19 protein-coding genes are annotated in these 21,558 nt (G+C 64.6%); 7 read left to right on the forward strand and 12 right to left on the reverse strand.

Annotated features, from left to right (window positions below):
• Window positions 1–9 precede the first annotated feature (9 nt).
• The 7 genes from ACCD03_RS09260 to ACCD03_RS09290 all read right to left on the reverse strand — a co-directional run bounded on the left by ACCD03_RS09260 (window position 10) and on the right by ACCD03_RS09290 (window position 11,176).
• Window positions 10–1,131, reverse strand: a complete 1,122-nt coding sequence (locus ACCD03_RS09260) for an alpha/beta fold hydrolase (protein WP_316672576.1) — start codon at window positions 1,129–1,131, stop codon at window positions 10–12.
• A gap of 68 nt (window positions 1,132–1,199) precedes the next feature.
• Complete coding sequence (gene def, locus ACCD03_RS09265) at window positions 1,200–1,733, reverse strand: peptide deformylase (protein WP_045204116.1); 534 nt, start codon at window positions 1,731–1,733, stop codon at window positions 1,200–1,202.
• The gene (ligA, locus tag ACCD03_RS09270) at window positions 1,730–4,171 is read right to left on the reverse strand and encodes an NAD-dependent DNA ligase LigA (protein WP_413411385.1); all 2,442 of its coding nucleotides are present in this window, start codon (window positions 4,169–4,171) and stop codon (window positions 1,730–1,732) included. Before ligA ends, def begins: the two co-directional genes overlap by 4 nt.
• Window positions 4,172–4,181: 10 nt before the next feature.
• Window positions 4,182–5,396 (reverse strand): cell division protein ZipA C-terminal FtsZ-binding domain-containing protein, encoded by a 1,215-nt coding sequence (locus tag ACCD03_RS09275; RefSeq protein ID WP_413411386.1) that lies wholly within the window; start codon window positions 5,394–5,396, stop codon window positions 4,182–4,184.
• The gene (gene smc, locus ACCD03_RS09280) at window positions 5,397–8,912 is read right to left on the reverse strand and encodes a chromosome segregation protein SMC (RefSeq protein WP_413411387.1); all 3,516 of its coding nucleotides are present in this window, start codon (window positions 8,910–8,912) and stop codon (window positions 5,397–5,399) included. It abuts the gene before it with no gap.
• Window positions 8,913–9,162: 250 nt separating this feature from the next.
• Window positions 9,163–10,209, reverse strand: coding sequence for an alpha/beta fold hydrolase (locus ACCD03_RS09285; RefSeq protein ID WP_413411388.1), 1,047 nt, complete (start codon window positions 10,207–10,209; stop codon window positions 9,163–9,165).
• A 37-nt stretch (window positions 10,210–10,246) separates the two neighbouring features.
• The gene (locus ACCD03_RS09290) at window positions 10,247–11,176 is read right to left on the reverse strand and encodes a DMT family transporter (RefSeq protein WP_316672563.1); all 930 of its coding nucleotides are present in this window, start codon (window positions 11,174–11,176) and stop codon (window positions 10,247–10,249) included.
• Between the two features lie 152 nt (window positions 11,177–11,328).
• On the opposite strand from ACCD03_RS09290, the gene dapC reads away from it, so the two are divergent.
• Genes dapC through prmB form a run of 7 tightly spaced genes read left to right on the forward strand, consistent with a single transcriptional unit; the run spans window position 11,329 to window position 16,871 of the window.
• Window positions 11,329–12,528 carry a succinyldiaminopimelate transaminase gene (gene dapC / locus ACCD03_RS09295; RefSeq protein ID WP_413411415.1) on the forward strand — a complete coding sequence of 400 codons (1,200 nt, stop codon included), beginning with the start codon at window positions 11,329–11,331 and terminating at the stop codon, window positions 12,526–12,528.
• A gap of 42 nt (window positions 12,529–12,570) precedes the next feature.
• Window positions 12,571–13,398: a 2,3,4,5-tetrahydropyridine-2,6-dicarboxylate N-succinyltransferase gene (gene dapD, locus ACCD03_RS09300; RefSeq protein WP_024975807.1), complete on the forward strand. Its 828-nt coding sequence runs from the start codon at window positions 12,571–12,573 to the stop codon at window positions 13,396–13,398.
• 60 nt (window positions 13,399–13,458) lie between these two features.
• Window positions 13,459–13,872, forward strand: a complete 414-nt coding sequence (locus ACCD03_RS09305; protein WP_413411389.1) for a hypothetical protein — start codon at window positions 13,459–13,461, stop codon at window positions 13,870–13,872.
• A gap of 14 nt (window positions 13,873–13,886) precedes the next feature.
• Entirely contained in the window at window positions 13,887–14,231 is a 345-nt protein-coding gene (locus ACCD03_RS09310; RefSeq protein ID WP_045204123.1) for an arsenate reductase, read from the forward strand.
• 37 nt (window positions 14,232–14,268) lie between these two features.
• Entirely contained in the window at window positions 14,269–15,420 is a 1,152-nt protein-coding gene (gene dapE / locus ACCD03_RS09315; protein ID WP_045204657.1) for a succinyl-diaminopimelate desuccinylase, read from the forward strand.
• A 10-nt stretch (window positions 15,421–15,430) separates the two neighbouring features.
• Window positions 15,431–15,949 (forward strand): class IV adenylate cyclase, encoded by a 519-nt coding sequence (locus ACCD03_RS09320; protein WP_045204124.1) that lies wholly within the window; start codon window positions 15,431–15,433, stop codon window positions 15,947–15,949.
• Between the two features lie 19 nt (window positions 15,950–15,968).
• Window positions 15,969–16,871 carry a 50S ribosomal protein L3 N(5)-glutamine methyltransferase gene (gene prmB / locus ACCD03_RS09325; RefSeq protein ID WP_045204125.1) on the forward strand — a complete coding sequence of 301 codons (903 nt, stop codon included), beginning with the start codon at window positions 15,969–15,971 and terminating at the stop codon, window positions 16,869–16,871.
• Window positions 16,872–17,173: 302 nt separating this feature from the next.
• Here the strand turns inward: prmB and ACCD03_RS09330 are convergent, their stop codons facing one another.
• From ACCD03_RS09330 to gsiC, 5 genes are all read right to left on the reverse strand, one after another.
• Window positions 17,174–17,533 (reverse strand): chitin-binding domain-containing protein, encoded by a 360-nt coding sequence (locus ACCD03_RS09330; protein ID WP_045204126.1) that lies wholly within the window; start codon window positions 17,531–17,533, stop codon window positions 17,174–17,176.
• A gap of 325 nt (window positions 17,534–17,858) precedes the next feature.
• Window positions 17,859–18,674: a M55 family metallopeptidase gene (locus ACCD03_RS09335; RefSeq protein ID WP_045204127.1), complete on the reverse strand. Its 816-nt coding sequence runs from the start codon at window positions 18,672–18,674 to the stop codon at window positions 17,859–17,861.
• A gap of 9 nt (window positions 18,675–18,683) precedes the next feature.
• Window positions 18,684–19,709: a P1 family peptidase gene (locus ACCD03_RS09340; protein ID WP_413411390.1), complete on the reverse strand. Its 1,026-nt coding sequence runs from the start codon at window positions 19,707–19,709 to the stop codon at window positions 18,684–18,686.
• Between the two features lie 9 nt (window positions 19,710–19,718).
• Window positions 19,719–20,618 (reverse strand): glutathione ABC transporter permease GsiD, encoded by a 900-nt coding sequence (gsiD, locus tag ACCD03_RS09345; protein ID WP_045204129.1) that lies wholly within the window; start codon window positions 20,616–20,618, stop codon window positions 19,719–19,721.
• A 10-nt stretch (window positions 20,619–20,628) separates the two neighbouring features.
• Window positions 20,629–21,552: a glutathione ABC transporter permease GsiC gene (gene gsiC, locus ACCD03_RS09350; RefSeq protein WP_045204130.1), complete on the reverse strand. Its 924-nt coding sequence runs from the start codon at window positions 21,550–21,552 to the stop codon at window positions 20,629–20,631.
• Window positions 21,553–21,558 lie beyond the last annotated feature (6 nt).

A 21,558-nucleotide genomic window follows, 5' to 3' on the forward strand; every position in this document is an offset into this window, starting at 1 on the left:
CCGTCTAGGTTACAGACGCGGAGCCTGGCACGCGGCCCCCGTGGTGTTGGCCGATGCGGGCATGCCAAACACCGCTTGCGCCCCGCAGCGCGAGCCGAACATCTTCGCCTGGTCGTGGCCCACGCCAACCACTTCGTGCGCCTGGTGGTTGACGCGCCTGCGCCCCGCCATGTGCCGCTCGTAGCGCCAGTAGTTGCGTGCGCGATCCAGGCGCGTCGGGCCCTCCGCCTCGGCACCGCAGAGCTTGTCGAGCACGCGGTGGTTCGGGTCGTTGTCGCTGGTGCCGGCCAGGTAGGTTACGTGGCGCTGCGCATATCGGTTGAACAGTTGCCGGCCAGTCTTGCCGGCTGCATACGGGACCATGTCGACCATGCCGTACTTGTAGTGATCGTAGTCCGGGCAGACGCGGGTGCTGTAACGCGCGAAGCCCTTGCCGCGGGGACGCTCCGGCGTGAAATACAGATACGACGACGGATTGGCGACCACGTATTGCAGGTCGATGCCGCGCTTGCGAATGGCTTCGTCCACGTTGTTGAGCACGGCGTAGCGCTGCACGATCTGGCCGCCGCCCGAATGACCTGCCACCGTGACGCGCTTGACGTTGGGTGCACGCGCCGGGTCAGTCACGTACCCGATCAGGTCATCGAGCACCTTGAGCGAGCTCAGATCGGTGTACGGTGCATTGGTGGCGTTGAAGCCGCCGATCCAGCCATCCACCGACCAGACCGGCATGCCGTCAAAACCCTTGCCCTCATCGGGCGTGCCGGGAAAGTTCGGGGCAATCAAAAGGACTTCGTCGGGGTTGCGGCCGCTGGCCTGAAGCAGATCGGCGCCCGCGGTGTAGTAATCGTTGCCGTTGCGCTGCAGACCGTGCTGCACGAATACGACTTCGCGGATGCTGCTCAGGTCACCATCGAGCGGATGGTTGGCGTAGACGGGGAAATCATAGGCCCCGGCATCCGTGCCCAGATGCACGCGTTGCCAGACTGGCCCCTGAGGCTTCTGGGCAACCGGTGCGGCCGCCGGTGTTTCCGGCGCCTGCGGCCCCGCGCACGCAGCCAACCCCAGCATCGCCGTCATGGCGACCCCAAGCGCCAGCCGGCGCCAGCCCCTCAAACCATCGCGCTTCATATCGTCTCCGTGGTGGATGAAACATGCGCCCACCCGCCCCCGCAGGTGCGACGCTCCCGCAGTCTTGATCAGTCGTCGTAATTGGCGGGCAATTCCGGGAACAGCACTTCGGTAAAGCCGAAGCGGGTGAAATCCTTCACGCGCATCGGGTACAACACGCCCTGCAGGTGATCGCATTCGTGCTGCACGACACGGGCGTGGAAGCCCTCGGCTATGCGGTCGATGGCGTGGCCGTGCTGATCGAAGCCGGTGTAGCGCAGGCGTGTGTGGCGCGGCACAACGCCACGCAGGCCCGGCACCGAGAGGCAGCCCTCCCAACCGTCTTCCATCTCGTCCGACAGCGGCTCGATGGTGGGGTTGATCAACACCGTCTTGGGCACGGCGGGCGCATCCGGATACCGGTCGTTGCGATCGAACCCGAAGATGACGACTTGTAGATCCACGCCGATCTGCGGGGCCGCCAGGCCGGCACCCCGTGCCGCATCCATGGTGTCGAACATGTCTTCAATCAAGGCCGTCAGTTCGGGCGTGTGGAAACGCTCGACCGGCTTGGCCACGCGCAGCAGACGGCTGTCGCCCATCTTGAGGATGTTTCGGATCATGCCTGGTCTCCCGCCGGTTTTTTTAACAGCGCGAGCATACCCGCTTCGTCCAGAACCTTCACGTTCAATTCTTCGGCTTTGGCGAGCTTGCTGCCGGCGTCTTCTCCGGCGACAACGTAGTCGGTTTTCTTCGACACCGAACCGGATACCTTGGCGCCCGCCGCTTCCAGCATAGCCTTGGCTTCGTCGCGCGTGAGGTTGGGCAATGTGCCGGTCAACACGACAGTTTTGCCGGCCAGCACGCCTTCTTCGGCGGCTTCAGCCGGCATGGCGGCAAGCAGTTCGTCGCGCAGCGCGTCGAGCCGCTCCAACTGCGTGCGATGGTCGTGCGAGCCCAGCCATTCGAGCAGCGATGCAGACACATCCGCCGGCAGCCCGGCCAACTGGTCGGACTCCACGCTGGCCAACCGGGCAAGCGTGGGCGCTGCCACCGCCAATTGCTTGGCACGCGTGGCTGTCAGCTTGGGCACGCCAAGCGTGCTGTACAGCTCGGCCGGCTCCAGCTTCTCGCGCAGCTTTGCGTTTGGCGCATGCTCGCCTTGCGGTGCAACACCGGCGTCCAGCAGCGCATCAAGTGCCTGCTGATTCTTCGCCTCGGCAAAGAAATCCGCGATGGCTTCAGCCACCGTGGCGCCCACGTCGGGCAGTGCCAGAAGCAGCGGTGCCGGTGCCCGCCGGATGATGGCCAGACTGCCGAGCCAGTCCGCGAGCGTCTTGGCGGTCGATTCGCCCACGTGGCGGATTCCCAGTGCAAACAGGAAGCGCGCCAACGGCGGCGTCTTGCTGGCCTGAATGCCCTCCAGCAGATTCTCAGCCCACTTGGTGGCGATCTTGCCGGCGGCGACGGTTTCCGGTGTCGCGCCATCGCGCTCATCGGCGCGGCGCTTCATTTCCAGGAAATCTTCGAGCTTGAGTTTGTAGAGGTCTGCGATGCCGTGTACGTAGTCCAGCTCGACCAGGTTGTCGATGTAACGCTCGCCCAGGCCTTCGATGTCCATCATGCGGCGGCCGGCAAAGTGGCGGATCGCCTCTTTACGCTGTGCCGAGCAAAACAGCCCGCCTGAGCAGCGGGCCACCGCCTCGCCCTCTTCGCGCACAACGTGCGAACCGCACACCGGGCACGTCTTCGGCAGTTCGAACGGCGGGTACTTAGGCTGCCGCTGCGGATTGAACAAGTCGCTGCCGGGCACGTCATCCATCGGGCGGCGATCGAGCACCACACCCACCACCTCGGGGATCACGTCACCCGCGCGGCGCACGATCACGGTGTCGCCAATGCGCACATCCTTGCGGCGGACTTCGTCTTCGTTGTGCAGCGTCGCATTGGTGACCGTCACGCCGCCAACAAACACCGGCACCAGCCGCGCCACCGGCGTAATGGCGCCCGTGCGGCCGACCTGCACGCCAATCGATTCGACAGTGGTCAGCGCTTCCTGCGCCGGATATTTGTGCGCGACCGCCCAGCGCGGCTCACGCGTGCGAAACCCGAGTTCGCGCTGCAACGCGAGCGAATTGACCTTGTAGACCACGCCGTCGATGTCGAACGGCAAGCTGTCGCGCTTGGCGCCGATCGCCTCATGGAACGTGACCAGCCCGTCTCCGCCCTTCACCGCTGCGCGTTCCGCGCTGACCGGAAAGCCAAATGCCTGCAGCGCATCGAGCATGCCGGAATGCGTCTCGGGCATGCCCTTCCAGCCGACCACCTCGCCCAGGCCATAGGCGAAGAACGACAGCGGGCGCTCGGCAGCCATCTTCGGATCGAGCTGGCGGACGGCACCGGCTGCTGTGTTGCGCGGATTGACGAAGGTCTTGTCGCCGCGCTCACGCTGGCGGGCGTTGAGCTTTTCAAAGTCGTCGCGACGCATGTAGACCTCGCCGCGCACTTCCAGCACGTCGGGCACATGGCCGCCAACAGGCGACAGCCCCAGTGGAATCTGGCGGATCGTGCGGATGTTCTGCGTGACGTCTTCGCCTGTGGTGCCGTCGCCGCGTGTGGCGGCCTGCACGAGATAACCGCGCTCATAGCGCAGGTTGATCGCCAGGCCATCGAACTTCAGCTCGGCGGCATATTCGACGGGCGGATCGGTGTCATCAAGGCCCAGCTCGCGGCGTACGCTGGCGTCGAACGCACGCGCGCCGTTGGCGGTGGTGTCGGTCTCGGTGCGGATCGACAGCATGGGAATGACATGCCTGACCGCTGCAAATTCGGGGAGGACCGCCCCACCGACCCGCCGTGTGGGCGAGTCCGGTGTCTTCAGCTCGGGATGTTCGGCTTCCAGCGCTTCCAGCTCGCGATAGAGCCGGTCATATTCAGCGTCAGGCACGCTGGGCTGGTCGAGCACGTAATACTCATGGGCGTAGCGGTTCAGCTCGGCGCGCAGCCAAGCTGCCCGCGCCTCGGGTGTGGCACCGGACGCGGGTTCTGCAGTCTTGCTCATCGTGCGTGGGTCAGTGGCTAAACAAGCGCACCGCGGTGCTGGAACCGGCCGGGATGCCGCGCGATTCAAGCTTGTCGTACAGCACGCGCAGATGCTTCTGGATGGCGACGAACGATTGTTCCGTCAGCGGACGCAGGTTGTCATCCACCACCTGCGCACCCATGCGCTGCGACAGCGTGTAGGCGTATTCGCACACCAGCTTGAACGGCTTGCTTGCCTCTTCTGCCACCGGCACATCGAGCAACAGCGTGATCTGGCGGCCGGCCTTGGCGGTCAGGTCATCGCGCAGGAAATTGGTGTCGCCAAACTGCAGCGTGAACAGCGCGCGCTGTACACCGTCTGCGCCCGCATGGAAGCGTGTGAAACGCGTGCCGTCGCGCGAGAGCACGAGGCCGTCTTGCGTGGCCACCGTCTGCACGTATGCTGCCGACCAAGGCGCCCCATCGGAGATCACACTCACGCCCAGTTGCACATCACACTCGGCGGCAAAGGCGTCGAGTTCGCGCGCATTGGAAATCGTCTCGCTCATGTCCGGAAGCTCAGGCACGGCATCAGCCGCCTCCGACAGCGGATCGATCGCGTTGATGAATTCCGAGAACTCCAACGCATTCAGCGGGCCCGTGCGGTTGGCCAGTTGCACGGCCACTTGCACGTCAAGGTAGCGCTGACCGGCGCGGATGGCTTCCCACGCATTGGCGGCGGGGTTCAAACCTTCCACGTGGATCTGCTTGGTGCCTGCGCGGCGCAGCTTGGCCAGCGCCGGCAGCAGGCGATCGCCCGACACCTCACGATCCGGGTGCAGCGGCACAATGCAATCGATCAGCGGATCGATCACGCCATTGGCCGGCTCCAGCGAACCCGGGGCAGGTTCGGCAACCTCTTCCGTCTCGGCGGCTTCGAGCGCGGCATCGTCGCCCGAGGGCGTGAGTTCAGCGCCGATCACGCCCGCTTCGGTTTCGGCGCTGCCCGTGGCGGGAGTGTGCGTCTTCGCCGAGAAACCGGGCTCAAGACGCGGTTCAACGCGGTTGGTGTCATCGAGCTCGCCACCCAGGGCGGGTTCGGCGCGCTCAGTCCAACCGTCGCCGCGCGGGGTCTCGTCGACGGGCGGGTTGTACGCTTCGGGGCGGCGTGCCTTGCGGATCTGCCACTGGTTGTACACAACGATCACCAGCACAAACACCACGCCGGCGCCCAGCAGGGCCATCACCAGGTTGTTGTCCTGCATTTATGCTGCCTCCGCCATGGTCAGCGCGGCATCCATATCCACCGCCACGATCCGGGACACACCTTGTTCCTGCATGGTCACACCGATGAGCTGTTGCGCCATTTCCATCGCAATCTTGTTGTGAGAAATAAAAACGAATTGGGTCTTGTCGGACATGCGCTTGACCATGTTGGCGTAGCGCTCGGTGTTGGCGTCGTCCAGCGGCGCGTCCACCTCGTCCAGCAAGCAGAACGGGGCCGGGTTCAACTGGAACATCGCAAACACCAGCGCAATTGCGGTCAGCGCTTTCTCGCCGCCCGACAGCAGGTGAATCGTCGAGTTCTTCTTACCCGGCGGCTGTGCCATCACCTGCACGCCCGCGTCGAGAATCTCTTCGCCGGTCATCATCAGCTTGGCTTGGCCGCCACCGAACAGCGTCGGGAACAGTTCGCCGAAGTGATAGTTGACCTGGTCGAACGTGCCTTGCAGCAACGCACGCGTTTCCTGGTCGATCTTGCGGATGGCGTCTTCGAGCGTGGTGATGGCGTCAGTCAAATCGGCCGATTGGGCATCGAGGAAGCCCTTGCGCTCGCGCGCCGCAGCCAGCTCGTCGAGCGCGGCCATGTTGACCGGGCCGAGCGCGTTGATGGCGTTGTTGATGCGCGTGACTTCACCCTGCAGGTACGAAGGCTTGAGGTCGCCCGTCAGACGTTCGGCCAGCGCGGCTTCGTCCACATTGGCAGCGGTGAGCTGCTCGGTGAACTGCTCCTGATTCAGGCGTGCGGCCTGTTCCTTCAATTGCAGTTCGGTAATGCGATCGCGCAGAGGTTGCTGAGCGCGCTCGGCAGTCAGGCGCTGCTCGTCATGCGTGCGCAGTTGCGCGGTCAGCGCATCCAGTTCCATGCGTGCCAGCCCGAGCTTTTCTTCCTTCTCGGCGCGGCGCTCCAGCGCTTCCTGCAGGCCAGTGTGGGCGGTCTGCTCGTTGATGGTTTCCAGCTCGGCGCGCGCGTTTTCCAGCGTCAGCACGATCTGCTGCGCCTGGTCGCTCGCCACCTGGATGTTGCGCTTCAGTTCGGCAATGCGGTTCTGCAGATTGCGCTCGGCAAAGTGTGCTTCCTGTGCGCCGCGCTCCTGGTCACGCAACGCGTTGCGCGCATCGCTCAGACGAACTTCGAGCGCCTCGAATGCCTGCTGGCTGTCTTCAAAGCGCGCCTGCATGTCGGCTAGCGCCGCATCGTGCTGCTCGAACGTCGCTTCGGATTCTGCGCGGATGGCACGCTGCTCTTCGATCTGCGCGCGAATCTCGTCCAGCTCGCTGTCGATCTGGCCACTGCGCGCGTTGTAGCGCTCCATCGCCTGCGACAGCTTGAGCACATCCATCTGCAGCACGTGCACGCGGCGTGTGGCCTGCTCGGCGCGGGCACGCACCTGCGTGAGGTTTTGGCTGGCCTGGCTGTACGCCGCTTCGGCACGCACAGCAGCGCTCTTGGCTTCGTCGGCCAGCAGCATCTGCGCACGCACCTGCTTGTGCAGGTTCTCGATTTCCTGGGCACGGGCCAGCATGCCGGCCTGTTCGGAATCGGGCGCGTACAGCTGCACCGATGACCGGCCAATCAAGTGCCCAGCCTTGATGACAAACGTGCCGCCTTCCGGCAGCGTCTGGCGTGCAGCAAGCGCAGCCTGCATGTCGTCGGCGATATAGACGTCGGCCAGCCAGTCTTGCAGCACGGCGCGAATGCCCGGCTCTGTCACTTGCACCAGCGACATCAGCGGACGCAACCCGGCCGGCGCCTCCACCGGAAGCGCTGCCGGCGGCGGCGCATAGAAGGCCAGCTTGGCAGGCGGCGCGTCAGCTACAAACGCCTTGATCCAGTCCAGGTTGGAGACTTCGAGCGCGCCCAGCTTCTCGCGCAGCACGGCTTCAAGTGCCGGCTCCCAGCCCTGCTCGATCTGCAGCTTCTTCCAGAAGCGCGGCAGCTCGCTCAGTTCATGCTTGGCCAGCCACGGCTGAACCTTGCCGTCGGTCTGCACGTTCTCTTGCAACTGCTTGAGCGCGGCAAGGCGGGCTTCCAGGCTGGCGATGGCGGCGGCTTCCGATTGCACGCGGTCTTGCGCGGCGCGGCGCGCTTCGTCGAGCAGCGGCACCTGTGTCTCGACGTCTTCCAGCGCAGCTTGCGCTTCGGCCAGCACCTCTTCCTGTTCAGCCAGTTCGGCACGCAGCGTTTCGAGTTGCACGTCGTCCGGCTTGTCGAGGCCGGATGACTCCTGCGTCAGACGTTCGCGGCGCTGCTCAAGCTGCAGCAGGGCCTGGTCGGCATTGCGCTGGTGCGCGGCTTCGAGTTTGAGCGCCTGCTCCGATTGAAGGATCGCAGCGCGCTGATCGTTCAGCGTGGTCTGCGCATCGCGCCATTGCGCTTCCATGCCAGGAAGTTCGTCGGCTTTGCGCGCAACGTCGTCGGCGGCCTGCGCGGCACGCTCCTCGGCCATGGCGAGCTCTTCCTCAGCGGCGGCAAGATCTTCCTGCGCCTGCTCGCCCTGCGTATGCCACTGCTCTTGCTGCGCGGTCAGCGTGGCGATCTGCTGCTGGATGCGGTTGCGCGATTCCACCACGTAGCGGATCTCGGCTTCCAGGCGGCTGACTTCCGAGTTGGCTTCGTACAGCGCGCCCTGTGCGGCGTGCATCGCGTCCGACGACGCGTAATGCGCAACGCGCATCGTTTCGAGTTCGGCCTCGATGTGGCGCAACTGCGCGGTCTGCGCTTCAAGGTCGATCTGCGCCTGTTCGATGGCGCGCTGATGGCGCTCCTGCTCGGCTTGCGCTTCACGCTTGCGCAGCAGCCACAGCAGTTGTTGCTTTTCTTCGCCATCGGCCTGCAGCGCCTGGAAGCGCTGCGCGACTTCGGCCTGGCCCTCGAGCTTTTCGAGATTGGTGCCGAGTTCGCGCAGGATGTCTTCCACGCGCGTGAGGTTTTCGCGCGTATCGGAGAGGCGGTTTTCGGTTTCGCGGCGGCGTTCCTTGTACTTCGACACCCCCGCAGCTTCTTCCAGGAAGATGCGCATGTCATCGGGCTTGGCCTCGATGATGCGCGAGATCATCCCCTGCCCGATGATGGCGTAGGCGCGCGGCCCAAGGCCCGTGCCGAGGAAGATGTCCTGAATGTCGCGGCGGCGCACCGCCTGGTTGTTGATGAAGTACGAGGAGGTGCCATCGCGGCTCAGCACGCGCTTGACCGCCACCTCGGCGTATTGGCTCCACTGGCCGGCGGCGCGGCCTTCCGCGTTGTCGAAGACGAGTTCGACGCTGGCCCGGCCAGCCGGCTTGCGCTGGGTCGAACCGTTGAAGATGACGTCCTGCATCGATTCGCCACGGAGTTCCGCGGCGCGTGATTCGCCGAGCACCCAGCGCACGGCGTCGATGATGTTGGATTTACCGCAACCGTTCGGGCCGACGATGCCGACAAGCTGGCCCGGAACATGAAAATTGGTCGGATCGACGAAAGACTTGAAGCCTGCGAGCTTGATCGAAGAGAGGCGCACGTTGTGTTCGTCTCGAAGGGATCAGAAAAGGGGATAAAGCGGGCGCCCAAGGAACGCGCCTTTATCGTCACATCTGCACCGTAAAGCGCGAAGTGGCAAGGCACGCCCCAAGGGCGCGGATGGCGCCATCATACCATTCGCACCCCTGCCTCCCGCCAATCAAATCGCTACAAAAATGGACGAAATTTGCAGCACAGAAGGGCAAATTGCTGCGGATTTGTAAGCAGTTTCACCTTCGTGACAAATCACGTCAGTCCGGACGGCGCGTGCGCGAGCGTTCCGGTGTGGCGAGCCAGTCAAGCAGCGCATTGTGCACCGCATCAGGATCCTGGATCTGTGGCGCATGGCCCGCATCGGGGAATTCCACCAGCGTGGCGCGAGGAATGGCTTTTGCCGCTGCCCGCCCAAGCTCCGGGTAATGGCCGAGCTGCGCACGTGCTTCCGGCGAGGCGGTGTCTTTCCCGATGGCGGTGGTGTCTTTCTGGCCGATGAGCAGCAACGTCCAGGGACGCAACAGGCCGAATTCATAGACGACGGGCTGTGTGTAGATCATGTCGTACAGCAGCGCGGAATTCCACGCCACCAGATCGCGCCCCGGGCCGCGGTACATCCCGGCCAACATCTGTACCCACGGTTCGTACTGCGCGCGCCATTGCCCGGCGTAGTACGTCGACTGCTCATAGGCGCGGATGCGCTCGGCGGTGGTCTGCTTCTCGCGCGCGAACCACTGGTCGACGGTCATGGACGGCACGCCTTTGGCTTTCCAGTCTTCCAGGCCGATCGGGTTGATCATCACGAGCCGGGACACCGCGCTCGGATACATCAGCGCGTAGCGCGTCGCCAGCATGCCGCCTGTCGAATGGCCAATCATGATGGCCTGTTCGATCCCGAGCGAGGCGAGCAACGCATGTGTATTGCTCGCCAGTTGCTGAAAGGTGTACTGATACGCGCGCGGCTTGCTCGATTTGCAGAAACCGATCTGATCCGGTGCGATCACGCGGTAACCGGCGCCCGTGAGCGCGGCAATCGTGCTCTCCCAGGTGGCGGCGCAGAAGTTCTTGCCGTGCAGCAGCACCGCCACCTGACCGTTTGGCTGCTTGGGCGCGACGTCCAGATACGCCATCTCCAGCGCGTTGCCCTGCGACTCGAACTTGAAGAGCTTGACCGGAGCCGGGTAATCGAAGCCTTCCAGGCGCGGGCCATACGCGGGGCCGGTCTCTGCCGGAGCGGCGTGCACGGCCGTCGCGGCCATCGACAGCGCAACCGCCAGCGCCGTGGAAATCGAACGAAGCAACATCAGCAACTCCTCGGTTGATTTGCGAAACACCGGCAGCCTACTTTCGCCGCGACAGCCCCGACAGCGCGCCCGCCAGGATGATGCAGCCACCGCCCACCATCTCCTGGGGGGACAGGCGCTCCGCCGTCAGCAGCGCCGACGACACGGCCGCGACCACAATTTCGAACAGCATGAGCAGCGCCGCGCGATTGGCCGGCAACCGTTGCAGGCCGCGCTGCACCATCGCATTGCCGCCCACCAGCACGCATGCCATGCCCACCAGCAGCAGCCACGTATCGCCCTGCGAAAACGCCGCCGGCACCGCGTGCACGCCATCGAGCAGCAGCGCAGCCGGAAAACCCACCAGCGCGCACCCCGTGAAGACGACCACGGTGCGCATTTCCGGGCGCATGGTGGGATGACGTTGCCCCGCCAAGCGGGACAGAACGTTGTTGCACGCAAAAGCGAGCCCTGCAACCAGCCCCGCCCATTCCGCCGCTGAACCCGGCCACGGCGTGCCGGCCTCGCCCGACCACAGCATCATCATCGCGCCCGACAGTGCCAGCGCGAGCAGCACACCGCCGCGCCACCCCAGCCGCTCGTGCAGCCACAGGCGCGCCAGCAGGGCCGTCCATACCGGGGTCAGATAGAACAGGAGCAGCACCCGCATGACCGTGCCGTGCACAGTGCCCCAGACAAAACCCGCGTTGGTGATACCCGCCGCGATCCCGAGCGCCGGAATCAGCCACGACCACTGGAACGTTGAAAAGTGACGACGCAGCACTACGGCGGCCAGCACGGCCGCAGCCGCGCCCGTCATCGACGACGCCAGCATGCTGCCGAGCCCCCAACCAGCCAGCAGGCGGTATGGATACCAGGAAATGCCCCAGACCGACGCGCCTACAAGGATGAAAAGTGCCGCCGCCCATTGCGGCTCGTGATGGCTGGCGCTATCCGCTGCGGGCGCCGAAGAAGCAATCGTTGTCATGTGACCAATAAAAAAACGGCGGGAATCCGCCGCTTCCTGCAATGTCCGAGGTGACTGGCCACGCGGCCAGCACACGTTGGCCGTATAATTTCGGGCTCCCCGGCAAGCGCCAAGCTTGCCCGCTGACCAGCCCAACACCGCCGCCCAACACCGTGAATCCGCGCCTGTCCGCCCTGCAGCCGTATCCGTTCGAGAAACTGAAAGCGCTCGTCAAGGACGTGACGCCCAGCGCCGTCCATACGCCGATCAGCTTCGGCATCGGCGAGCCCAAGCATCCGACGCCGGCCCTGGTGAAAGACGCGCTGACGGCAGCGCTCGGCGGGCTGGCGAATTATCCCACGACGCTCGGCTCCGATGCACTGCGACAGTGCATCGCCGCATGGCTGGAGCGCCGCTACGGCTTGCCGAAGGTCGATCCGGCCACCGAGGTCATCCCGGTCAACGGCTCGCGCGAGGCGCTGTTCTCGTTCGCGCAGACCGTGATTGACGGCAGCAAGCCCGGCGCGCGCGTGCTGTGCCCGAACCCGTTCTACCAGATCTACGAAGGCTCGGCGCTGCTGGCCGGCGCCACGCCGCTGTTCGCGAACAGCGACCCGGCGCGCAACTACGCGCCCGATTTCGCGGCGATCACGCCGGAAGAATGGCGTAACGTGCAACTCGTCTTCGTCTGCAGCCCAGGCAACCCGACCGGCGCCGTGCTCACGCTGGAAGACTGGAAACAGCTCTTCGCGCTGTCCGACGAATACGGCTTCGTCATCGCCTCGGACGAGTGTTATTCCGAAATCTATTTCGACGAGGCCAACCCGCCGCTGGGCGCGCTGCAGGCCGCACATCAGCTGGGCCGCAGCTTTGACCGCCTGGTGATGTTCTCCAGCCTGTCCAAGCGCTCCAACGTGCCGGGCATGCGCTCTGGTTTCGTGGCAGGCGATGCCAAGCTGCTCAAGGCCTATCTGCTGTATCGCACGTATCACGGCAGCGCGATGAGCCCGTCGGTGCAATCCGCTAGCATCGCTGCGTGGAACGACGAGACCCACGTGCGCGACAACCGCGCGCAGTACGTCAAGAAGTTCCAGCAGGTCACGCCAATGCTCGCCGAGGTGCTGGACGTGGCCCTGCCCGACGCAGCCTTCTACCTGTGGGCCAACGTCAAACGCACAGGCCTGTCGGACACCGAATTCGCGCGCCAACTGCTGGCGGCCAAGAACGTCGCTGTGCTGCCGGGCAGTTACCTCGCCCGCGAGGCGCACGGCACGAATCCGGGCCAGGACTACGTGCGCATCGCGCTGGTAGCCGGCGTGGACGAATGTATGGAAGGCGCCCGCCGGATCGTCGAGTTCTGCCAGCAGCGCTGACCCCTTACCCTTTTTCGAATTTCTCCTAGAGCGAACACAGCCATGACGCAACAACTGCAATCCCTGATCGATCAAGCGTGGGAAGACCGCGCCAACCTGTCGCCCAAGGCCGCTCCGGCCGATGTCCGTGAAGCCGTCGCCAACGTGATCGGCCAGCTCGATCGTGGCGCGCTGCGCGTGGCCGAGAAGAAGGACGGCGAGTGGATCGTCAATCAGTGGATCAAGAAGGCCGTGCTGCTGTCGTTCCGCCTGGAAGACAACGCCCCGATGGCTGCCGGTGGCTTCACGCAGTTCTACGACAAGGTGCCGAGCAAGTTCGCCAACTACACGGCTGAAGACTTCGCCGCTGGTGGCTTCCGCGTGGTGCCGCCGGCTGTGGCGCGCCGTGGCTCGTTCATCGCCAAGAACGCCGTGCTGATGCCGTCGTACGTGAACATCGGCGCTTACGTTGACGAAGGCACGATGGTCGACACGTGGGCCACCGTCGGTTCGTGCGCACAGATCGGCAAGAACGTTCACCTGTCGGGCGGCGTGGGCATCGGCGGCGTGCTGGAGCCGCTGCAGGCCAACCCGGTCATCATCGAAGACAACTGCTTCATCGGCGCGCGCTCGGAAGTGGTGGAAGGCGTGATCGTTGAAGAAAACTCGGTGATCTCGATGGGCGTGTACCTGGGCCAGTCGACCAAGATCTACGACCGCGAAACCGGTGAAGTCAGCTACGGCCGCATCCCGGCGGGCTCGGTGGTGGTGGCGGGCAACCTGCCGTCGAAGGATGGCACGCACAGCCTGTACTGCGCCGTGATCGTCAAGAAGGTCGACGCGAAGACGCGCGCCAAGGTTGGCCTGAACGAGCTGCTGCGCGGCGATTAAGCGCCGGCGCAAGGCATGCCTGCTAGTCTTGCGGGCATGCCAACCACCTGAAGCGCAGCCATGTCCGAACTCAATGCCAGAGGCACCCGCTTCGGCAAGCTGCGCCAACGCATCATGGGTCTTGATCCAAACACCATCGGTACTGTCTTGTCGCTGCTGCCCACTATCCTGGAGCAGGCAAACAAGACCATCGACAAGTTCAAGAACCGCAAGAAAACCGGCACCGAACCTGCCCGCGCAGAAGGCGCCGCGCCCGACCCGAATACACGGATTGCCGAGCTGGAAGCGGCGATCCTGCAGCAGGCCGAATCCGTCAAGCTGCTGGCCGAACAGCACGCCATCACCATCGATGCCCTGCGCGATGAAGCCGCGCGCCTGGAGCGCCGCCTCAAGCGCATGACGTGGCTGGCGTCGGTCGGTTTTGCACTGGCCGTTGCAGCCCTCGCCTTTGCCCTGCAAGCCTCTCGACACTGATTGCGAATCCCACCATGACGACCCTGCATGGCATCCCCAATTGCGACACCGTGAAGAAAGCCCGCACGTGGCTCGAATCGAACGGCGTTGCCTACACCTTTCACGATTTCAAGAAGCAAGGCGTGAGCGCCGACATGCTGTCCGGCTGGCTCAAACATGTGCCGCTCACCACGCTACTCAACCGCAAGGGCACCACGTGGCGCGCCCTGTCGGATGCCGACAAGACTCGTGCCGAAGACGAGGCTGGCGCCATCGCGCTGATGCAGGCCAACCCATCGCTGATCAAGCGTCCGGTGCTGGTGCACGGCAAGACCGTCAACGTCGGCTTCTCGGCGGATCAGTACGCCGCCCTGTTCTAATCACAACAACATCACCGTGACCGTCGTCATGTCGAACATGCTGCCCACGCTTGCCCTCACCGAAGACCTGATCCGCCGCCGCTCCGTCACGCCCGAAGACAAGGGCTGCCAGGACGTGCTGATCGAACGCCTGACCGCCGCCGGTTTCGAATGCGAAACCGTGGTCAGCGGCCCCGACCACTTTCGCGTGACCAACCTGTGGGCCGTCAAGCGCGGCCGTGCGGGCACCGACGGCAAGCTGCTCGTCTTCGCCGGCCACACCGATGTGGTGCCGACCGGCCCCGTCGAGCAATGGCACTCCGACCCATTCGAGCCCACGCACCGCGACGGCAAGCTCTACGCCCGCGGCGCGGCAGACATGAAGACGTCGATTGCCGGCTTCGTGGTGGCATCGGAAGAGTTCGTTGCCAAGCATCCCGACCACGCCGGCTCGATCGGCTTCCTGATCACCAGCGACGAAGAAGGCCCAGCGCACGACGGCACCGTCAAGGTGTGCGACCTGCTGCGTGCACGTGGCGAGCGCCTCGATTACTGCGTGGTCGGTGAACCGACGTCGGTGTCGACACTCGGCGATATGGTGAAGAACGGGCGGCGCGGTTCGCTGTCGGGCAAGCTCACGGTCAATGGCGTGCAAGGCCACATCGCCTATCCGCATCTGGCCAAGAACCCGATCCACTTGGCCGCGCCTGCGCTGGCGGAACTGGCCGCTGCCAAGTGGGACGACGGCAACGCCTACTTCCCGCCGACCACATGGCAGATGTCGAACATCCACGGCGGCACGGGCGCGACGAACATCATTCCCGGCCACGTCACGATCGACTTCAACTTCCGCTTCTCGACCGCGAGCACACCGGACGGCCTGAAGGCGCGCGTGCACGGCATTCTCGATGCGCACGGCCTCGACTACACGCTCGACTGGACCCTGGGCGGCGAGCCCTTCCTGACCGAGCGCGGCGACCTGTCCGAAGCCCTTGCCTCCGCCATCCAGGCCGAGTGCGGCGTGACGACCGAGCTTTCGACCACGGGCGGCACGTCGGACGGCCGCTTCATCGCCAAGATCTGCCCGCAGGTGATCGAGTTCGGGCCGCCGAATGCGAGCATCCACAAGATCGACGAACACGTGGAGGTGGCTTTCATCGAGCCGCTGAAAAACGTGTATCGCCGCGTCTTGGAAACCTTGATCGCCTGAGGTCGCCCAGATGGCGCGCAATGTCGAGATCAAGGCGCGTGTGCGCGATGTGGCAGCCCTCATTGAGCGCGCGGCTGCCATTGCGGATTCGGGCCCCGAACGCATCGAGCAGGACGACACGTTCTTCGCCTGTGCGAATGGACGCCTGAAGCTGCGGCAGTTCTCGCCCGAGCGCGGCGAGTTGATCCACTACTTCCGCGCCAACAGCACCGGCCCGCGTGTGTCGAACTACCACATCGTTCCGACCAGCGCGCCCGACGCCCTGCGCGACACGCTGGCCGCTGCCATCGGCACCGCCGGCCGGGTCATCAAGGTGCGCCAGCTTTATCTCACCGGTCAGACGCGCATTCATGTAGATGCGGTGAAAAACCTCGGCGATTTCGTCGAGCTTGAAGTCGTGCTGCACGATGCGCAATCCGAAGACGACGGTGTGAAGATCGCCCATCAACTGATGCACTCCCTCGGCATTGCCGAATCCGACCTGCTCGACGTAGCCTACGTCGACCTGCTCGCTGCCACCCAACGCTGAGCCACATTTCACGCCACCCATGACCACGCCTACCCTGCCCGCCTCCCACCCGTTCACGACGGTTCGCGACCTGCTGCGCTACGCCGTATCGCGCTTCACCGCCGCCGGCCTTGTTTTCGGCCATGGCAGCGAAAACGCCTACGACGAAGCCGCATACCTGATCCTGCACACGCTGCATCTGCCGATCGACACGCTGGAGCCGTTCATGGACGCGCGCCTGCTGCCCGAAGAAGTCGCTGCCGTGCTCAAGGTGATCGAGCGCCGCGCCGTCGACCGCGTGCCCGCCGCGTACATCACGCACGAGGCGTTCATGCACGGCATGCGCTTCTACGTGGACGAGCGCGTGATCGTGCCGCGCAGCTTCATCGGCGAATTGCTGGAAGACGGGCTGGAGCCGTGGATTGACCAGGAGGACGGCCCGACCGATGTGCTGGAGCTGTGCACCGGCTCGGGCTGCCTGTCGATCCTGGCTGCGCTGCAATGGCCCAATGCGACCATCGACGCGGTGGACCTGTCGCCGGACGCACTGGTGGTAGCCAATCGCAACGTCGCGGATTACCACCTGGAGGAGCGCATCCGCCTGCACGAAGGCGATCTGTATGCGCCGCTGCCGCCGGGCGTGCATTACGACGTGATCCTGACGAACCCGCCGTACGTGAACGAGACGTCGATGCAGGCACTACCGCCGGAATACCGCGCCGAGCCGCGCATGGCCCTGGCAGGCGGCACCGACGGCATGGACATCGTGCGTCGCATTCTGGCCGACGCACCACGCCATCTGAAGCCGCACGGCGTGCTCGTGGTGGAAATCGGCAACGAGCGTGAAAACGTTGAAGCGGCGTTCCCCGATCTTGATTTGGTCTGGCTGCCGACAAGCGCCGGCGAAGACCAGGTATTCCTGGTCACGCGCGAGGCGCTTTAAGCGCATGGGGTTCCGAACTCCACGCACCAGGTTCGGAACCCAACAGGTTGGCGTTCGGAACCTCATGATCGGGGTTCCGAACCCGGCGTTTCGGGTTCCAGACGCCAACATTGAGGTTCCGAACTCGATGTCTGGCGATCGGAACGCCGAGTCTCCGAGTTCCAAGCCCCACACATCGGGTCCAGAACTCGGTGATTGCCGTTCAGAACCTCATACGCCGAGTTTTGAACCCGCCATTTGAAGTTCGGAACCCGGCGCGCTGAGTACAACACTCGGACAATGCCGCGGTTGCCGCAACGGCGTCACGACTTCACCTCGTCACACGCGTCTTTCACGACGCAGATACCAAAACGTTTGTCGAATACCTGGCCGCTCGGGCAATGGTCGAAGACCGCCTGCGACTGTGCGTCGCAGGTGGCGTAGGCGGTTGTGCAGTTGGTGCGGACCGGTTGTTTGGGACCACGGTTGGTGCCGTCGTCCAACATGAAGCGCGCGGATGGCCCGGGGCATTTGAACTCTGCGGCGGCTTTGGCCAGGGCGGCGGCGGCCTTTTCGACCTTCGACGTCTGCGGCGTAGGCGGATTGGCCGGTGACGGGCGGCGGTCGCAGGCCGTTAGTGCTAGCGCACACAGCAGCATGCTCAGTGTGAGTGCGCGGGTCATGAGGGGCTCCTTCGGGGTTGGATATCCTGAAGTTTACGCTGGGGTTGGCGTTTTTGGTCCCCCCCTGTTTCGTCCCCTGCCGGGGCCGACCTACTTTCTTTGTCTTGCCAAAGATAGGTAGGCAAAGAAAGGCGCGCCCGAGATGGCGAAAGATTCCTTGAATTTCCGTAACCGGGCGGAGAAGGACCGAAACTCGCTGCGCTCAGGCAGCGGTCCTTCTTTTTTCCGCCCGCTTACAGAAATTCAAGGCGCCATCTAGGGCAGGAACGTCAACGGCCAAACCGTCGGGGTGCGTGCGCTGGCGCTGTGATGTGCTGAGTGACGCTTAACGCAGCATCGCGGACATGGCGGAGAGGCTGTTGAGCATGCGCACGGCATGCTCTACGGAGTCGGCGGCGAAGCGCAGCATCGTGCCGTCTACGCGTTCCAAGGCGGGCCACTGGCAGAACAGGTCAGCCAGTACCGGCGTTTGCGTTTGCAGGCGGCACACGATCGGGGCCTGGATGCGCAGCGGCATGCTGAAGTGCCCGCGCTGTACCGTCGCCTTCACCGCTGCGTAAATGGCTTCGCACGACTGCTCTGGCGAGAGCGATGTCCCTGCATTCTGGCCCTCGGCCTGCTTGGTCTCGACAAACGTGGTATGCGGGAGCAGCGGCTTCGTTTCTCTGATGAACACATCGTCGCCGCTGGCAACGGCAACCGGCACGCCACGCTCGCCGGCCAGGGCGCCGTAGAGGCCGGCTTCGCCCAGTTCCTGCTCGTTGAACCAGACGCGCGCAAACGCAAAGCTGTTGATGGTGTGCGCCAGCACGCCGCGGCTACCGGCACGGGCGTGGTAGCCGATCATGCAGACGGCGTCGCAGCCGTCCACGCCGGCCATCATGCTCAGGTAACGCGGCTTGCCGAGCACGAAGCGTGCACGACGGTCGATGGAATCTGGGATGAGGTTGCGGAAACCGCCGTGCGAATCGTTGACGAGCACATCGGTCGCACCACCGTCGAAGGCGCCACGGACAGCGGCGTCGGCTTCCGCGGTCATCCAGCGGCGGGCGCGTTCGTATTCACCATTGCCGGCGCGCGTCTGCTCGGGGTGGAACACGTTGGCTACGCCTTCGATGTCGGCGGAAATCAGGATTCGCATGAGGTCAGGTCAGAGCAATTCAGTCAGTGCGCGGCGCGTGTTGCCGTCGCGGCCGGTGACGGCTGTGGCTTGGAACAGCGCGTGCACGATGGCCTGTTCGACGCTGTCGGCGGCGGCCTGGAATAGCGGGTCGAGATGCGATTCGTGCGTCATGGCGACAGCCGGCATGGCGCGGCTGCCTTCGTGCGGCACGGTGTAAGCGGTGGAGAATGCCAGCGCGATATCGCCGCTGCCATGGCCAAAAACAGAGCCAGTGCGTGCCAGACCGGCTCCTGCGCGCAAGGCGAGACGGCGCAACTGGCGCGCATCCAGCGGCGCGTCGGTGGCAAGCAGCATGATGATCGAGCCCTTCTCCGGCTCCGGGGTACTTGCGGCCAGCGCTTTCGCCAGATCTGCACCGACATTGCGCCCGCCAAGCGTCAGGTTTTCCGCCACTCCAAAGTTGGACAGCACCAGCGCGCCGACCGTGCGTTGCGCGCCGTCAGCGAGCGTCACCACGCGTGACGCAGAACCGATACCGCCCTTCACGCCAAACGACGACATCCCCCGCCCTGCCCCAACCGCACCTTGCTCGAACGCCTCGGCCGCCGCAGCGTAGGCCGCGTCGTAGTGCACGTCCTGCACAGCAAATGCCTGCAGGTCGTTCAGATAACCGTCATTGCATTCGAAGACGAGCGGATTGACGGTCGACCATGCACGACCGATCTGCGGGTTGGCTGCAACAGCCTGGCGGATCTGCGCCTGCGCCACGGCGCCCACGGCAAACGTGTTGGTCAGCGCAATCGGCGTTTCCAGCACGCCCAGCTCATCCACCTGCACCAGGCCGATGCTCTTGCCGAAGCCGTTGAGCACCGCGCTGGCCGCGGGCACCTTGTCGCAGAACGGGTCGCCCGCATGCGGGCGTACCACCGTCACGCCGGTCTGGATGTCACCGCCGGCAATGGTGGCATGGCCGACGGCCACCCCGGCCACGTCGGTGATGCTGTTGCGTGCGCCGGCTGGCAATGCGCCGATGTGAGGAAGGCTCAGAGACATATGAACAACTCAGCGACGGTCGATCTTCGGGTCCAGCGCGTCGCGCAGGCCGTCGCCCAACAGGTTGAATGCCAGCACGGTCAGGAAGATCGCCAGGCTCGGGAAGATGGCCACGTGCGGCGCCGTCACCATGTCGGCGCGTGCCTCGTTGAGCATGGCGCCCCACTCTGGCGTGGGCGGCTGTGCGCCCAGGCCCAGGAACGAGAGGCTGGCCGCGGTGATGATCGAGGTGCCGATCCGCATCGAGAAATACACGACGATGGACGAAATCGTGCCCGGCAGGATGTGCCGCATGATGATCGTCCAGTCGGACGCGCCAATGCTGCGCGCGGCTTCCACATACGTCAGGTGTTTGAGCATGAGCGTGTTGCCGCGCACCAGCCGCGCAAATGCCGGAATGCTGAACACCGCCACGGCAAAGATCACGTTGATCATGCCGTTGCCCAGGATCGCCACGATGCCGATGGCCAGCAGAATGCCCGGGAAGGCGAACAACACGTCGGAGATGCGCATGACGATGCGGTCCCACCAGCCTTCGTAGTAGCCGGCCAGCAGGCCCAGCATGGTGCCTATGATGGCGCCGATGATGACCGACACAAAGCCCGCTTCCAGCGAGATGCGCGTGCCCATCAGGATGCGGCTGAAGATGTCGCGGCCCAGCGAGTCGACGCCGAACCAATGCTGTGCCGACGGGCCCGCGTTGAGCGCGTCGTAATCGAAATAGTTTTCCGGGTCGAACGGCACGATGTGCGGCGCGAGGATGGCGATCACCACCAGCGCGATCACGAACACACCGGCGCCCATCGCCAGATGCTGCCTGCGGAACTTGCGCCAGAACTCCGTCCACGGGGTGCGGACAGGTTCGGTGGTGGCTTGCGGCGCGACCGCCGGGCTTGCGGCTTGTGTCATGGCGGTCTCCTTACTTCTTGTAGCGGATGGTCGGGTTGATCACGGTGTACAGCATGTCCACCACCAGGTTGATCAGGATGAACTCCAGCGAGAACAGCAGCACCTCGGCCTGGATGATCGGGTAATCGCGCATCTCGACCGCATCCACCAGCAGGCGACCGAGGCCTGGCCAGTTGAACACCTTTTCCACAACGATCGAGCCGCCGAGGAGGAAGCCGAACTGCAGGCCCATCATCGTCACCACCGGGATCATCGCGTTGCGCAGGCAATGCTTGATGACCACCACCGTCTCGCGCACGCCCTTGGCACGGGCGGTGCGCACGAAATCTTCCTGCAGCACTTCCACAAACGATGCACGCGTGAAGCGCGCCATCACGGCGGCCACCGCAGCGCCCAGCGTGAGCGACGGCAGGATGTAGTGCTGCCAGGTGTCCGCACCGATGGCCGGCAACCAGCCAAGCTGGACCGAGAACACTTCCATGAGCAGCATGCCCAGCGCGAACGCAGGAAACGAGATGCCCGACACGGCGAGCGTCATGCCCAGACGGTCCGGCCACTTGTTGCGCCATACGGCAGACGTGATGCCGATCACCATGCCGAAGATCACCGCCCACACCATGCTGGCAATCGTCAGGTTGAGCGTGGGCCAGAAGCGCTCGCCAATCTCTTCGCTCACCGGGCGCTTGGTGCGGATCGAGTTGCCAAACTCGCCGCGCAGCGCGTTGGCGAAGAAGCGCACGAACTGCTCGTGCATCGGCTTATCGAGCCCGAGATCGGCGCGGACCAGCTCGACGGTGGCCGGGTCCGCTTCGGGGCCGGCAGCCAGTCGCGCCGGGTCGCCCGGCAACAGGTGCACGAACAGGAACACCAGCACTGCCACGATCAGCAGTGTCGGGATCACGCCCAGCACACGTTTAATGAAGTAGTTCAGCATGGCAAA

It is taken from the genome of Ralstonia sp. Ralssp135 (genome assembly GCF_047304345.1).
Lineage (GTDB): Bacteria > Pseudomonadota > Gammaproteobacteria > Burkholderiales > Burkholderiaceae > Ralstonia > Ralstonia chuxiongensis.